General features: G+C 67.1%; 9 protein-coding genes, 2 pseudogenes and 1 other annotated feature. Of the genes and pseudogenes, 6 read left to right on the top strand and 5 right to left on the bottom strand.

The genetic code is table 11. The features are described 5' to 3' along the window. Window positions 1-129: 129 nt before the first annotated feature. The 3 genes and pseudogenes from DEU38_RS17895 to DEU38_RS17915 all read right to left on the bottom strand — a co-directional run. Window positions 130-1,382 (bottom strand): IS3 family transposase gene (locus tag DEU38_RS17895; RefSeq protein ID WP_258557983.1). Its coding sequence is split into 2 segments (ribosomal slippage): window positions 130-1,100 and window positions 1,100-1,382, totalling 1,254 coding nucleotides; the frame shifts between segments, so codons are not numbered across the junction. Beyond that, window positions 973-1,101: a sequence feature (AL1L pseudoknot), on the bottom strand. Its footprint overlaps the gene before it by 129 nt. 235 nt (window positions 1,383-1,617) lie before the next feature. Beyond that, window positions 1,618-2,046: a hypothetical protein gene (locus DEU38_RS17905; protein ID WP_114722763.1), complete on the bottom strand. Its 429-nt coding sequence runs from the start codon at window positions 2,044-2,046 to the stop codon at window positions 1,618-1,620. Window positions 2,047-2,616: 570 nt separating this feature from the next. After that, window positions 2,617-2,841, bottom strand: a pseudogene (locus DEU38_RS17915) (transposase); the annotation flags it as partial. A gap of 37 nt (window positions 2,842-2,878) precedes the next feature. Between DEU38_RS17915 and DEU38_RS28110 the strand changes: the two are divergent. Both DEU38_RS28110 and DEU38_RS17925 read left to right on the top strand, forming a co-directional pair. After that, window positions 2,879-3,277 (top strand): annotated as a pseudogene (locus DEU38_RS28110) (IS1380 family transposase); the annotation flags it as partial. 457 nt (window positions 3,278-3,734) lie between these two features. Continuing rightward, window positions 3,735-4,565: an alpha/beta fold hydrolase gene (locus tag DEU38_RS17925; RefSeq protein ID WP_258557984.1), complete on the top strand. Its 831-nt coding sequence runs from the start codon at window positions 3,735-3,737 to the stop codon at window positions 4,563-4,565. A 189-nt stretch (window positions 4,566-4,754) separates the two neighbouring features. Here DEU38_RS17925 and DEU38_RS17930 read toward each other — a convergent pair whose 3' ends face one another. Continuing rightward, complete coding sequence (locus tag DEU38_RS17930; protein ID WP_114722765.1) at window positions 4,755-5,489, bottom strand: NUDIX domain-containing protein; 735 nt, start codon at window positions 5,487-5,489, stop codon at window positions 4,755-4,757. 103 nt (window positions 5,490-5,592) lie between these two features. Between DEU38_RS17930 and nadA the strand changes: the two genes are divergently transcribed. The 4 genes from nadA to DEU38_RS17950 all read left to right on the top strand — a co-directional run bounded on the left by nadA (window position 5,593) and on the right by DEU38_RS17950 (window position 11,984). Then, a complete protein-coding gene (nadA, locus tag DEU38_RS17935; RefSeq protein ID WP_114722766.1) occupies window positions 5,593-6,636 on the top strand; it encodes a quinolinate synthase NadA in 1,044 nt (347 codons plus the stop codon). Next, window positions 6,636-8,213 (top strand): L-aspartate oxidase, encoded by a 1,578-nt coding sequence (locus DEU38_RS17940; protein WP_114722767.1) that lies wholly within the window; start codon window positions 6,636-6,638, stop codon window positions 8,211-8,213. The genes nadA and DEU38_RS17940 overlap by 1 nt, the downstream gene beginning before the upstream one ends. Continuing rightward, complete coding sequence (nadC, locus tag DEU38_RS17945; RefSeq protein ID WP_114722768.1) at window positions 8,210-9,070, top strand: carboxylating nicotinate-nucleotide diphosphorylase; 861 nt, start codon at window positions 8,210-8,212, stop codon at window positions 9,068-9,070. Before DEU38_RS17940 ends, nadC begins: the two co-directional genes overlap by 4 nt. A 352-nt stretch (window positions 9,071-9,422) precedes the next feature. Next, window positions 9,423-11,984 carry a LuxR C-terminal-related transcriptional regulator gene (locus DEU38_RS17950; RefSeq protein WP_258557985.1) on the top strand — a complete coding sequence of 854 codons (2,562 nt, stop codon included), beginning with the start codon at window positions 9,423-9,425 and terminating at the stop codon, window positions 11,982-11,984. Window positions 11,985-12,005: 21 nt separating this feature from the next. On the opposite strand, the gene DEU38_RS17955 is transcribed toward DEU38_RS17950, so the two are convergent. Then, a complete protein-coding gene (locus DEU38_RS17955) occupies window positions 12,006-14,069 on the bottom strand; it encodes an FUSC family protein (RefSeq protein ID WP_114722770.1) in 2,064 nt (687 codons plus the stop codon). Between the last annotated feature and the right edge of the window lie 14 nt (window positions 14,070-14,083).

Below are 14,083 nucleotides of genomic sequence, written 5' to 3' on the forward strand. Positions count from 1 at the left end.
CGACCCGTAACGACCTTCGGATCGCGATCGTCACCTGGATCGAACGGACCTACCACCGCCGCCGACGCCAAGCCAGGCTCGGCAAATTGACCCCCTGAATCCCTGAATCGCCCCGGCATGTCTGGAGACTTACGAGTTTGAGAACTCAGCGACGGGCTGAGTTCGGTGATCACGGTAGTAGAGGGCTTCATACTCGGCCGGCGGCAGGTCGCCGCAGTGTTCGTACAACCGCCGGTGATTGAACCAGTCGACCCATTCGAGAGTGGCGACCTCGACCTGGTCAACGGTCCGCCACGGCCCCTGGGCCTTGATCAGTTCGGTCTTGTAGAGGCCGTTGATCGATTCGGCGAGCGCGTTGTCGTAGCTGTTGCCGGTGGCGCCGATCGAGGCATCGATGCTGGCGTCGACGAGTCGCTCGGTGAAGGCGATGGACGTGTATTGCGACCCGCGATCGTGGTGATGAATCAGCCCGGACAGATCGTCGATGCCCTCGCGATGCCGGGTCCAGATCGCGTGTTCGATCGCGTCGAGCACCAGCTGCGAGGTCATGGTGGTCGCGGTGCGCCACCCGACGATTCGGCGGGCGTACGCATCGATCACGAACGCCACATACACCCAGCCGGACCATGTCGACACGTACGTGAAGTCCGCTACCCACAACACATTTGGCGCCTCCGGGCAGAACTGGCGTTGCACCAGATCGTCCGGCCGCCCCGCCTGGGGATCGGCGATCGTGGTGCGTTTGGTCTTGCCGCGGCGGGCTCCCTCGAGACCGAGGCCGCCCATCAGGCGTTCGACCGTGCAGCGAGCCACCTCGATGCCCTCCCGGTGGCATTGCAGCCACACCTTCCGGGCGCCGTAAACCGAGTAGTTCTCCCGGTGAACACGGGCGATCTCGACTTTGAGCTCCTCGTCACGGATCTGACGCCTGCACGGCAGCCGCCGGCGGGCACAGAAGTCGTAGTAGGTGGACGGCGCGATCTTGCAGCCATGTGCGGTCAGCACGCGGCAGATCGGCTCGATGCCGTACTCCTGCTTATGTTCGTCGATGTAGTCAACGATCACCGATTGCGGCGGTCGAGCTCCGCCGCGAAGAAAGTCGATGCAGACTTCAGAATATCGTTGGCGCGCTTGAGTTCTCGATTCTCAGCTCGGAGCTTCCGGAGTTCCTCGGCCATCTCGCTGGTCACCCCGGGACGCTTCCCCGCGTCGACCTGATCGCGACGAACCCAGTTCAACAGGGTCTGCGCCGACCCGATGCCCAACTTGTCGGCAACCGACTCGATCGCCGCCCACTCCGACGAATACTCGCCGCGCACCTCGGCGACCATTCGCACCGCCCGCTCACGCAGCTCGGCCGGGTACTTCCTCGAACCTGACATGACTCCATCCTTCACAAGAGATGAAGTCTCCGGACTCACCGGGGCGATTCACCCGTCGAATACGAGACCATCATGACCACACCAGCCACTCAGGCTGCGTGACCGAACCTGTCACCCGATCTTGCAGCAGTCCCGTGGTGTTGCGACGACCGCTGGAATCCGCCTTCGGGTGTGGGGGCCCTTTTTCGTGCGCGACCTGCGGGGATGGCCTGCTCCGCTCGGGGCTGGCGGGCAGTTATGTGCCGCCGGTGAGTTGGTAGGTGGCACCTTTTTTGAGGTTGTCGGCGGTGAAGGTTTGTTGTGTGAACGTGTTGAGGGTGAGTTCGTATCGGGGCTGGTTTGCGGGGATGGCGTTGAAGTGTGCTGTGTAGGTGCAGATGGTTGTTCCGTCTGGGTGTTGGGTGATGGTGTCGAGTTGTAGTGCTGCTGTTGTTGTGGTGGTGGCGGTGCCGCTGGTGATGATCGCGAGGTCGTGCGGGGTGACGTGGCCGTTCTCGAAGGTGCATTTGCCGGTGTCGGTTGAGGCGTGGTTTGCGTTTCCTGTGAACGTGACAGTGGCACTGAAGGTGTCGGGCACGTCGACGTTGGTGGCGCAGCTGCTGAGTGGCGCTGCTGCCACCGTAGCGAGCACCGCCGCAGCGATGCGGCCTCGTTTCTGGCTCATGGAGAGCCACGATAGGCAGCCGGGGCGTCCGGACCTGGCTGATTCGCTGGTGGCTCCGTCTGATGCGGGGCTCACGGGTGTGGAGCGGGAGGGGATCGCGGTCCGCCCTGCCGAGCACGATGCGGGGGCCCTGTTGTTCGATCCGATCTGATGCGGGTGGGACCGGCCCGAAGCTAGCGGGCCGGTCCCGCTCGTCAGTCTCGTCGAGCCGTTTGCGCGGCACGGAACGGCCCCTGCATCCGGTTCGGGTGCGGGTGGGTGTCCCTATGTCGGTGTCAACTGCTCGGGCGGACACCACGGTCCGTTAGAACCTGGAATAGTCGATACGCATGGAATCCGTTGTGACGCTGTCGGGTGGGGACGCGGGCGAGCTGCTGACGTTGCAGCGGGCTACGTACGTGACTGAGGCGCAGGCCCACGACGATGTGAATTTTCCCCCGTTGATGCAGTCGCTCGACGAGTTGGTGAGCGAGCTGACGCAGCCCGACGTGACCGCGTTCGGGTTGCGCGATGACTCCCAGCGTCTCGTCGCCGCCATGCGGGTGTATCTCTCTCCGACGGAGCCACACACCGCCGAGTGGCGTGCCGGACGTCGCAGCGGCGGCGGGCCAGGCAGATCAGGACGGCGTTGTGGCGCTTGCCTTCGGCGCGTTTGCGGTCGTAGTAGGCGCGGCTGGTCGGGTCGTGCAGGGTCGCGACCGCCGACAGGAACAGTGCCCGTTCGAGTTTCCGGTTGCCCGAGCGTGCGGGGTGTTCGCCGCGGATCGGCGAGCCGGAGCGGTGGGTGACCGGTGATCGTCGAGCATCCTCTCGACATCGCCGGCGATGCTCCGACGTTGCCATCGACGTCCACGGACACAGGAAGAAGGAGGGCTCCGGCTACGGGTACTCCGGTGTTCGCGGCTTGAACGCACTGTTCGCGACGATCACCACCGAACATGCCGCACCGGTGATCGCCCCGCAGCGTCTACGCAAGGGCGCCTGCGGCTCGCCGCGTGGAGCTCACCCGCATCGTGGCCGAGGCTCTCGTTTCGGTTCGCCGTCTGGGACCCCCGGGCTCGCCCAGCCACATACTGCTGCGCGCGCCGATTCGGCGTTCTACGGGCACGTGACAGTTGGGGCGGCGATCAAGGGCGGCGCGGACGTCTCGGTCACTGTTCGGCTCGACCCCAAGGATCGGGCCGCCATTGCCCAGATCGAGGCCGATGCATGGTTTCCGATCGAGTACACCACCACCGACCACGCCGAACTCGGCACAGGCACGGCGGATAAGACCCACCGGCTACTGTGGCTCGACTGGCGACTCAGGCGACGCCGCCCAGGCCTGTTGCAACTCCAAGGGCCATTTTACTACGCATTGTAGTAAACCGCTCGGTTGCGTTGGCTGCGTCGGTTAGGTTGGTCGCATGGGGACACTGGGGAGGCCGGATCCGTCTAGCGTCGACGTGGATTCGGGAATGCAAACTCATGGCGATCAGCCGAGTGGCGCAGTGGATTCGGCGCTTCCGAAGCCACGGCGCAGGCTATTTCGAGTGGTGCTATGGATATTCGTCGGTTTGGTATCGGTAGTTGTTGTTGCTATTGCGATTTCGACATCTGTTCATTGGTGGCAGACCCCGCGCGACAAGGCGGCCATCGAGGAGGCGGTCGGCTCCGGCCACCGGTATGTCGAGGTGGACGGGCATCGGATGAGCGTCGCGGTTCAGGGTTCGGGACCGCGGACCGTCGTCCTGATGCCCGGCCTGGCCACGCCGGAACCGATCCTCGGCTTCGCCCCGCTGGCCCGGCGCTTGGCGGAGCAGAACACGGTTGTCACGGTCGAGCCCTTCGGGCTGGGGTTGAGCGACGGAACCGACGCCCCACGCACCAGCGAGGCGATCGTCGACGAGACCCGGGCCGCTCTCCGGGAATTGGGGCTGGACGGACCCTATGTTCTGATGCCCCATTCGGTTTCGGGTCTGTACGCGATGTGGTGGGCCACCGACCACCCGGACGAGGTCGCCGCAGTGGTGGGCCTGGACGACGAGCGCTACACCTCTGACGCTGCCCAGGGCGCCCCGGAGTGGCCGCGTTGGATGGCCGGCGTCAACGCTGTCGGCGGCACCCGAGACCTGATCGCCCTGGACAGGAGCACCGACTACCTGGGGCTGGTGGCCGACTACCGGGAGAGTCTCGGCGACGCGGACGAGTACACCCCGGACCAGCAGGACCTGTACCTGCGTGCGTACTCGTGGGTGTTGAACCCGACCGTGCTGGATGAGATGGCCCGTGGGGCGGAGAACGTGCAAACGGCCGAGGGTGCCGTGTTCCCGTCGACGCTACCGGCGCTGTCGATCCTCGCCGCGTCCTCGCTCGAGGTGGAGCCGGAATGGGAGTCCGCGCACCGCGCCTCGATCAGCAACCCGGCGATCCAGCAGGTCACGGTTATGGGCGGCCATCACTACCTGTTCCATGCCCACGCGGCGGCGATTGCCGAGATGACGCAACGTTTCCTCGACGAGCATGTCCAGACTCAATGACGATGGGCGAGATCAAGTCGAGCAGGACCTGATGCGGGCGCTGCTGCGGGACCGGCATTCGGACCTCGGAGACCTCGAGATTCGAGACGTCGACTGAGGCCGGCGGCGACGACGTTGGCGTCGAATACCTGGAAGTGTCGTGAGGCCCGGGCCGGTGATCGTCGCCGGCCGGTCACTCACCGGTCGGGCTCAGACCGGCGGCCGCAGGGCCGCGAACTCGTCGGTCACCCGCAGTCGGGTGTCGGTGAAGCGGTAGAGGGCGGCCGGCCTGCCGCCGGTGCGTCCGGACGGCGCGGTGTTGCCGGTCGCGGTGATGACGCCGCGTCGGGTCAGGACCCGCTGGAGGTTCGTCGTGTCGACCTGGTAACCGAGTGCTGCACAATAGATTTCACGCAACGTGGACATCGAGAACTCGTCCGGAGCGAGGGCGAACGCGATGTTGGTGTACGACAGCTTCGCGGCCAGTCGCATCCGGGCGTGCTCGACGACCGTTCCGTGGTCGAACGACATTGCCGGGAGCGCGGACACCGGGTGCCACGCGGTGTCGGGTGGCAGCTGCGGATCGGCGGGGAGGGGGACCAGGCCCAGGTAGGTCGAGGCGATCCGGCGATTCCCGGGAACCCGGTGGGGGTCGCTGAACACTGACAGCTGTTCCAGATGGGCTACCTCGCGGACATCGACCTTCTCGGCGAGCTGACGCCGGGCCGACGTCTTGAGGTCCTCGTCGTCCCTCAGGGTGCCGCCCGGCAACGACCAGGTGCCCTTCTGTGGATCGAGAGCGCGCTGCCACAGCAGAACCATCAGTTCGTCCGTGCGGCAGCAATTCGTTCCGTGATGGCCGTCACCTGCGGCGATGGTTTCCGGGGCCGGTCGAACCTGGAACACCGCGGTGAGCACTTCGTGGACGGTGCTACCATGTGACATGTTTTCGATCCTAAGTCGAAAACCTCGATTTCGGAAATTCGGGCCAGCCCGCCCGGGTTGTAGTGACGGAGCTACGAACGAGCTTCGCGAAGAAGGAGTGGCCATGACTTCGACGATTCCGCCGTTGCGGGCCGATGGCACGGGACGGATCGTGGACGGCCCCGGTGGGTACACCGGCGTCGAGGCCGGACCCGAGTGGGCCGCCGAGGTGCGCCGCCTCGCCAAGGAGCGCGGCGCGACCCTGCTGGCGCACAACTACCAGCTGCCCGAGATCCAGGACGTCGCCGATCACGTCGGCGACTCGCTGGCACTGTCGCGGATCGCGGCCGAGGCGCCCGAGGACACGATCGTCTTCTGCGGCGTCCACTTCATGGCCGAGACCGCCAAGATCCTCAGCCCCGAGAAGACGGTGCTGATCCCGGACGAGCGGGCCGGCTGCTCGCTCGCCGACTCGATCACCGCGGATCAGCTCCGCGAGTGGAAGGCCGAGCACCCCGATGCGTTGGTGGTGTCGTACGTCAACACCACCGCCGAGGTGAAGGGCCTGACCGACATCTGCTGCACGTCGTCCAATGCCGTCGACGTCGTCGCCTCGATCGACCCCGACCGGGAGGTGCTGTTCCTTCCCGACCAGTTCCTCGGCGCGCACGTCAAGCGAGTGACGGGCCGCGAGAACATGCTGATCTGGGCGGGCGAGTGCCACGTGCACGCCGGCATCAACGGTGACGAGCTCACCGCTAAGTCGAAGAGCCACCCGGACGCCGAGCTGTTCGTCCACCCGGAGTGCGGCTGCGCCACATCGGCGCTCTACCTCGCGGGTGAGGGCTTCGTGCCCGAGGACAAGGTCAAGATCCTCTCGACCGGCGGCATGCTCGACGCTGCCCGCGAGACCGGTGCCAAGCAGGTCCTCGTGGCGACCGAGGTCGGCATGCTGCACCAGCTGCGCAAGGCGGCGCCCGGCGTCGACTTCCAGGCTGTCAACGATCGCGCGTCGTGCCCGTACATGAAGATGATCACCCCGGCCGCACTGCTGCGCTGCCTCGTCGAGGGCAAGGACGAGGTCCACGTCGCTCCCGACGTCGCCGAGCGCGCACGAAAGTCCGTGCAGCGCATGATCGAGATCGGGAACCCCGGCGGCGGGGAGTAGTGGTCGCCGGATCCGGGGGTGACGGCGTCGTGTGGGAGGCGCGCGCAGATCTGGTCGTCGTCGGTGGTGGCGTCGCCGGGCTGACGGCCGCGCGGGTGGCGGCCGAACAGGGACTCCGGGTTCTCGTGCTGAGCAAGGGCGGCCCGACCGACACCGCCACGCAGTACGCGCAGGGTGGGATCGCCATCGTGGGCGATCCCCGCACCGACTCGGTGGACTCGCACGCCGGCGACACCTGCGTTGCCGGTGTGGGGCTGTGCGACGAGGTCGCGGTCCGATCGATCGTGTCCGCGGGACGGGAGGCGTTCACCGCGCTCACGGCGTTGGGCGCGGTGTTCGACATGGGCTCGGACGGCGCCGTGTCGCGTACCCGCGAGGGCGGGCACAGCACCCGTCGCATCGTCCACGCGGGCGGCGACGCGACCGGTGCCGAAGTCCAGCGGGCGCTGAACGCGGCCGGAATACCGGTGCTCTTCGGGGCAGCCGCGGCGCGCGTCACCACCGACCGCCGGGGCGTCACCGGCCTGATCGTGCTGTCGGACAGGGGACTGGGCGTCATCCATGCACCGGCCGTGGCCCTCGCGACCGGCGGGCTGGGGCAGTTGTACTCGTGCAGCACCAATCCGTCCGGCTCCACCGGTGACGGTATCGCGTTGGCGCTCGAGGTGGGCGCCTCCGTGGCCGATCTCGAGTTCGTACAGTTCCACCCCACCGTCCTGTTCGCGCCGGGCGGCGTCGGCCGGCGCCCGCTCATCAGCGAGGCGGTCCGTGGTGAGGGCGCGCGACTGGTGGACGCCGATGGGCGTTCGGTCACCGACGGCGTGCACCCACAGGGCGACCTGGCGCCGCGCGACGTCGTCTCACGTGCCATAGCTCGACGGCTCCGTGAGTCCGGCACCGATCATGTCTACCTCGACGCACGGCACCTGACCGGGTTCGTGAGCCGGTTCCCGACAGTGACCGCGTCGTGTCTGGCCGCGGGAATCGATCCGACCGAGCAGTTGATCCCGGTGGCCCCGGCCGCGCACTACTCGTGCGGTGGTGTCGTCACCGACGTCCACGGACGCACCGAGGTGCCGGGGTTGTACGCGGCCGGTGAGGTGGCTCGTACGGGACTGCACGGTGCCAACCGGCTCGCGTCGAACAGCCTGCTCGAAGGGCTGGTCGTCGGCGAGCGGGTGGGCCTGGCGGCGGCCGAGCGTGCCGACCTGTCCGTGGAGGCGGACGACCTGCTGCTGCCGTTCCGGCGGCATGCCCCGCGCGAACGGGTGCAGGCGCTCATGACGGCGCACGCGTCGGTGGTGCGTGACGGCGACGGACTGTCTTCCGCGGCAGCCGAATTGGCAGGAAGTGGAGTCGCGGTGGCCGGCAACGGCGTTGCCCTCGAAGACACCGCGCTCACGGTCGCGGCGTCGGCGCTCGTGCTGGCCGCGTCCGCGCGACGTGAGACCCGGGGTTGCCACACTCGGACCGACTACCCCGAGACATCCGACGACTACCGCCGCAGCATCCCGGTCCGTATCGGGCGCGACGGCGAACTGGAACTATCCGAACTGCAATCGACAGGAGCACGATGACCACGCTGGAGCGACTCGATCCGCAGGAAACCTTGACGTTGGTGCGCACCGCACTCGACGAGGATCTGCGGTACGGCCCGGATGTCACCTCCGCGGCGACCGTTCCCGAAGGGGCTGTCGCAACTGCGTCCGTGGTGGCCAGGGCGGCCGGCACGGTGGCGGGCGTCGACGTGGGTTTGACGGTGCTCGACGAGGTGATCGGCGCCGGAAACTACGAGGTTCAGGGGCGGGTCGCCGACGGCACCCGCATCCAGCCCGGTGACGCGGTGCTCACGGTCAGCGCTCCCACCCGGGGGCTGCTCACCGCCGAGCGGACCATGCTCAACCTGGTGTGTCACCTGTCCGGCATTGCCACCGCCACGTCCGAATGGGTCGACGCGGTGGCCGGTACCGAGTGCAAGATTCGCGACAGTCGTAAGACCCTGCCCGGGCTGCGGGGACTGCAGAAGTACGCGGTGCGGGTCGGCGGCGGCGTCAACCACCGGATGGGTCTCGGCGATGCCGCGCTCATCAAGGACAACCATGTTGCCGCCGCGGGTTCGGTCATCGCTGCGTTGCATGCCGTTCGTGCGGCGGCGCCCGACATCGAGTGCGAGGTCGAGGTCGACAACCTCGCCCAACTCGACGAGGTCCTCGCCGAGGGGGTCGACCTCGTTCTGCTGGACAACTTCCCGCTCTGGCAGACGCAGATCGCGGTACAGCGCCGCGACACCCTCGCGCCGCAGACCAAGCTCGAGTCGTCGGGTGGGCTCACCCTCGATGTCGCAGCCGAGTACGCCGCGACCGGCGTCGACTTCCTCGCCGTCGGTGCTCTCACGCACTCGGTGACGGTCCTCGATCTCGGTCTCGACATGTAGTTCGCCGCTGCACAGGGTGCCGTCGGGGCTGTGACGACACGGCCTCGGCGGCACGGTTGTCTATCCGCTGACGCCCGGGTTTGCGCGGTATGGTCCCGGCAAGGTTCGGGCAGGAGGCGACGGCTGTCGGTCTTTTCCTCCGGGTGCGGCCTCGCTCACAGTTGATCTTGATCGTTGCTTGGATGACCGAAATGTCTGGTAAGACTCATCTGTCGGGGTGTGCAGTCGGGTCGAGCGGAGGAGTGCTGTGGCGCAGCAAGTTTCGAATCGCACGGCGTCCGATGACGTGGCCTCGCGCTCGACCGAGGGAACGACCGAGGAAGGACCGGACCCGCTCCCGCGGCGATTATCGGTGACGGTTCAGCCCCATCGCGACCTGTACGTCTTGCTCGACGGAGTGGTTGCCGGAGCGGTGCCGGGAAGGGTTCTGCTCTGTGCGCCCGCCGGTACCGGAAAGACGGCCTTACTGGGCGACTGGCTCGCCGGCCCCGGTGGCAATGAGAGGCCCGCCGTCGCGTGGGTGACGCTCGACGCCGCGGATGACGATCCGGAGGTGTTGGAAGCCGGACTGGGTGCGGCACTGCGTTGCCTCGTCTCGCTCGTCCTGCCCGATACCAACTTGCAGGACGTTTCGGTTCTCGACTGCCTGCGTTCGGTGCGAGAGTCGGGCCGATCCGCTGTCCTGGTTCTCGACGATGCCCACGTACTCAAGGCCCCGGAGTCTCTCCGGAAGTTGGCGTGCCTACTGGACGCGGCGCCGCCGAACATGACGGTGATCCTGGCAGCACGGAACCCGCCCGAGTTGCCGTGGGTGAAATACATCGCGGATGGTTCTCTGACCGTGATCGGTTGGGAGGATCTTGCGCTCGATCGCGATGCAGCGGCGGCAATCTTCGCCGAGAACCGGTGCGAACTCTCGACGCAGGAACTCGATGCGGTTCTCGACCTGACCGCAGGTTGGGCGGTCCCGCTGCGTGTCGCGGCGATCCGGATCAGTGCCGTGGGTGATGTCCCGAGCGGGGTTGGCGACGTTCTCCGATACCCGCAGCCGCTCTCCGACTACGTGGTGGGGGAAACGGTCTCGGCGTTGCCAGACCACCTCCTGCGGTTCGTGGAGTCGACCAGCATCGTCGACCGGTTCAGCCCCGAGCTCGCGGCCTGTCTGGACGACGCGAACGTGGATCTGGCGCTCGCCGAGCGAGAACGATTCTGCGTGCCCATCCAGCGCTTCACCTCCGCCGACGGCCTGACCTACGCGTGGCACCCGCTCCTGCGCGCGCATGTCCGGTCGAAGCTGCGCGTCACCGATCCGGACCGCCTGGCCCGACTGCACGCGGCGGCAGGGAGTTGGTTCGCGGGATCGCGGCAGCCGATTGCCGCGGTCGAACATCTCCTCGCTGCCGGAGACGATCTGGCGATCGTGGACTTCGTGTACAGCCACGGAGTCACGGCGGTTTTCGACGGGCAGGGTGCTGCAATCCTCGAGCTGCTCGGCGAGCGACACAGCGACAAGCGGGGTGTCCGTCTCGTCCGGTCGCTCGAGGCGCTCGAGCGGAACTACGCCGACGCTGCCCGGGCGCATCACAGCACCGCGTTCGCCGCGGATGTGGTGGCGCTTCGCCCCGAGATCGCCAAGGCGTTCGCGGCGGCACTGGGCGTCGAGATCGCAGTGCTCTCAGGGCAGCCCATGCCGACCGATGGGGATGTCCTTTCCGATTTGCAGATTGCAACGGGCATCGCCGATCTCGACTGCTACGTGACCATTCAACGTGCCGCCGTCTGTATGTTCACGCGCGATCTCATCGGCAGTGAACGGCTACTCCGGCAGGCACTCGCGTTCGCCGACATCGGCGCCCATCCCCGGCTCGTGCTGCGCTGCCTGGCAAGGCTCTCCATTGTTGCGGGTATTCGTGGCGATCTCGTGACGATGACGACACGCGCGGAGCACGCTCTGCAATACGCGGTCGATCATGCTCAGCTCGACCGCATCGACGCCTTCCAGTGTGTGGCTGCGGTCTGCATGGACAGGTATCTCCGGTGTGAAGGGTTGCCCGACGACAGTCCTGTGTACGCGCTGGTGTTCGGCCCTGGCCTGCATCAGCGTCCCGACGGGACCACCGCGCCAGTCTCGGGCGGTCACGCGGAGGTCGCGTTCGCGATTCTCGAGGCTCGGCGCAGTCCGATCCCGACCGTCGACGACGCAGACGCGGTCGGTCGGTCCCTGATCGGCATGCTCACCCGGGGCGCGCAGGCAGGGCTGAGCAACACCTTCGTTACCCCGGCTGTCGCGGTTCTGCTGGATGCGGGACGGCCGGCCTTTGCCGGCGAGGTCGTCGACACGGCGCATCGGGTGTTCGGTGAGAACCCCGACGTCCGGGTGGCTCGGGCGATGATCTCCGTCGCGCAGGGGGACTCGGCATCCGCACGCGACCTGCTGGACTCGGTCCTCGAGGCGTCGGAGTTCCTGCATCCCCCGCTCGGCGTGCGCGCCTCGATGTTGAGTGCCGTCGTGGCACATCGCGAGAACCGGTCTGCCGAGGCCGCACTGGCGGTGCGTCGGGCACTCGAACTCGCCGAACCCAACGGGATCGTCAGCCCCTTCGTCGACAGCGCCGGCGATGCCGCAGAACTGCTCGCCGGGCTCCCCCCGGGCGCCGACCACACGCGCGCCTTCCTCGACCACGTGCAGGCGAAACTCGTGGAATCGAACGAGGGGCGCAATCCCGGGCTGACCCGATCCGAGAAGGTCATTCTCGCCGAGTTGCGGACCGGCAAGCCGCTACGTGCGATCGCCCAGCAGTTGCACCTGTCGCTCAACACCGTTCGTACGCACACCCGAAACGTGTACCGCAAGCTCGACGCGTCGAGCCGTGCAGAGGCGCTGGAGGTCGCGGCGCGCCGGCGGTTGCTCTGACGGCGACTCGCCCCGGCGGACTCAGGCGAGCAGATCGACGACCGTTCGATCGATGCAGAGGAGCGGGGGTAGTACCGAGAGTGCCGCCGCCCCGTCCCCGGGCGGCGACTGCAGCACATCGGCGAGCGATTCCGGGGGTGTCTCGGGCACGGTGACTCGCGCGCCGGCGTTCCGTCGCCGGAGCAGATCGATGTTGTCGTGGACACGACATACCGTGGTTGCGAGCACCTCTCGCGTTCGCGTGTCGGTGGCGACTTCGGAGGCGGGTTGCGTCGTCATGACAGCTGATTTCACCAGTGCGTGAGCGGCCCTGTCGATCTCGCGCAGTCGGCAATCCAGCCATACCACCGTCGTGCGTCCCCGTGCCATCGGATCCCGCACCAGCGGTGTCGCCGCAGCGGTGACAGCCGCCAGATCCGAATCCAGGGCGCGGGCCTTCGCGATCAGGTCCGGTGCGGCCGTGGCAGACATGCAGTCGCCGATCAGATCCGACAACCGGGTGAGGTAGGAGTCGATCGCCCGCGTCAGCACGTCTCGTGAGTCGATCGCGAGTACCAGGTAGGCGGCTGCGATTCCGACGATCGCGCCGACGGTGGTCTCCTCGATCCGTACCACCAGGACATCGAGACTGAACTCGCCGAGCAGACCGTAGAGGCCGGCCAGCATCACCGTCATGAAGAACGTCATCGCCACGTAGTTGACGGACACCAGGTAGAAGGCGAAGAACACGGTCGTCAGCACGAGCGCGATCAGGGCTGCCGGGTGGTTACCGACCGCTGCCACGAGGAGCATTCCGATGACGACCCCGCCGATCGTTCCGATGACCCGGTCGCCGGCACGCAGGAGGACTTCGCCGCGGGTGCTTGCGCCGTTGTAGACCAGGAATGCCGTCAGCACAGCCCAGTACCAGCGTTCCGGACTGACGAGTTCGCCGAGCACGGTCGCGATACTCGCCGCGACGGCCACCTGAATCGCCGTGCGTGTGCTCGCGGATACTCCGCCGTCATTGCCGGTGGCACGCGAGGTGCCGGCCACCGCGTGTTCCCTGGTTGCCCTTCCTGGCGACGGTTGCTCGCGCCCGACGCACGAGAGCGCCGCGTGTGCCCTTGCGGCCCGGTCCACGAGCAGCGCCGCCAGCCCTTCCTCGGTGGACGAGTCGAAGGTCTTCGCGGCTGTGCTCGCGCTCCGTTCGATGGTGGTCGCCTCGAACCGCGACGAGCCCGGTCGCAGTGCGGCCTCGAATTCCGCTGTGGCCCGTTCGGTTGCGGCGAGATGACGGACTTCGGTGGGGGCCTGATCCAGGACTTCGAGTGCCTCCTCGGTCGACACCTGGGCCTCGAAGACCAACTTCGCGAGTTCCGAATTCGAGATGCCGACGCACTCGTCGGCGTCGTTGCGGTCGAGCCAGTCCTCGATCATCATCGCCGTGTCTCCGATCCGATCGAGGATTCGCTGCAGCGCAGTCGGATCGGGCGTTTCTGCGCGGTAGACGACGTCGAGCCCCGCACGGGTTTGCGCCCGCAGTGCTCGCACCAGGCTGCGGATCTCGCGTCGAGGGCGTTCGGGAAGGAGGAATACTCGCACGACGATGGTCACGGCCACTCCCGTGCAGATACCGAGATAGAGAGAGGGGAGTTCGGAGATACCCGCGTGCAGAACCAGGGCGTAGAAGTATGCGATGTACATGATCATTCCCGAGGCGTGTCCGCGGGGTCCCCATCGGCGCAACCACACCGCGAGGAACAGCACGCCGACGAACGCGATGCCGGCGACCCGGCCGTACCGGAGGAGAACGGCGCCCAGAGTGACCGCTGCCAACGCCGGAACCGACAGGAACACGGTCGTGACGACGCGTTCGCGCTGTGTGTGATCGCTGACTCCCGATGCGGATTGAATTGCGACGTACGAGCCGAGGAGTACCGCCGGGACCGCGTGGCTCACGGGATGTCCGAACCCGGTGAGGGTCAGCATCACGAGGCCCAATGCCGCGACGGTGGTCGCGGCGTTGCGCAGGCGGAGGAAGCCCGGGTCGGTGATCGTCAGATATCGCAGCGCGCTCCGAACGGCGTCGGTCAGTCGGGTCATCGGACGTCCTCTCA

Origin of the sequence: Rhodococcus sp. AG1013 (assembly GCF_003350365.1) — a bacterium.
Lineage (GTDB): Bacteria > Actinomycetota > Actinomycetes > Mycobacteriales > Mycobacteriaceae > Prescottella.

Coding starts and splice junctions, on each gene's coding strand:
- DEU38_RS17955 (WP_114722770.1), bottom strand. CDS start 14,069: ATGACCCGACTGACCGACGCCGTTCGGAGCGCGCTGCGATATCTGACG.
- DEU38_RS17905 (WP_114722763.1), bottom strand. CDS start 2,046: ATGAGCCAGAAACGAGGCCGCATCGCTGCGGCGGTGCTCGCTACGGTG.
- DEU38_RS17925 (WP_258557984.1), top strand. CDS start 3,735: ATGAGCGTCGCGGTTCAGGGTTCGGGACCGCGGACCGTCGTCCTGATG.
- nadC (WP_114722768.1), top strand. CDS start 8,210: ATGACCACGCTGGAGCGACTCGATCCGCAGGAAACCTTGACGTTGGTG.
- nadA (WP_114722766.1), top strand. CDS start 5,593: ATGACTTCGACGATTCCGCCGTTGCGGGCCGATGGCACGGGACGGATC.
- DEU38_RS17930 (WP_114722765.1), bottom strand. CDS start 5,489: ATGTCACATGGTAGCACCGTCCACGAAGTGCTCACCGCGGTGTTCCAG.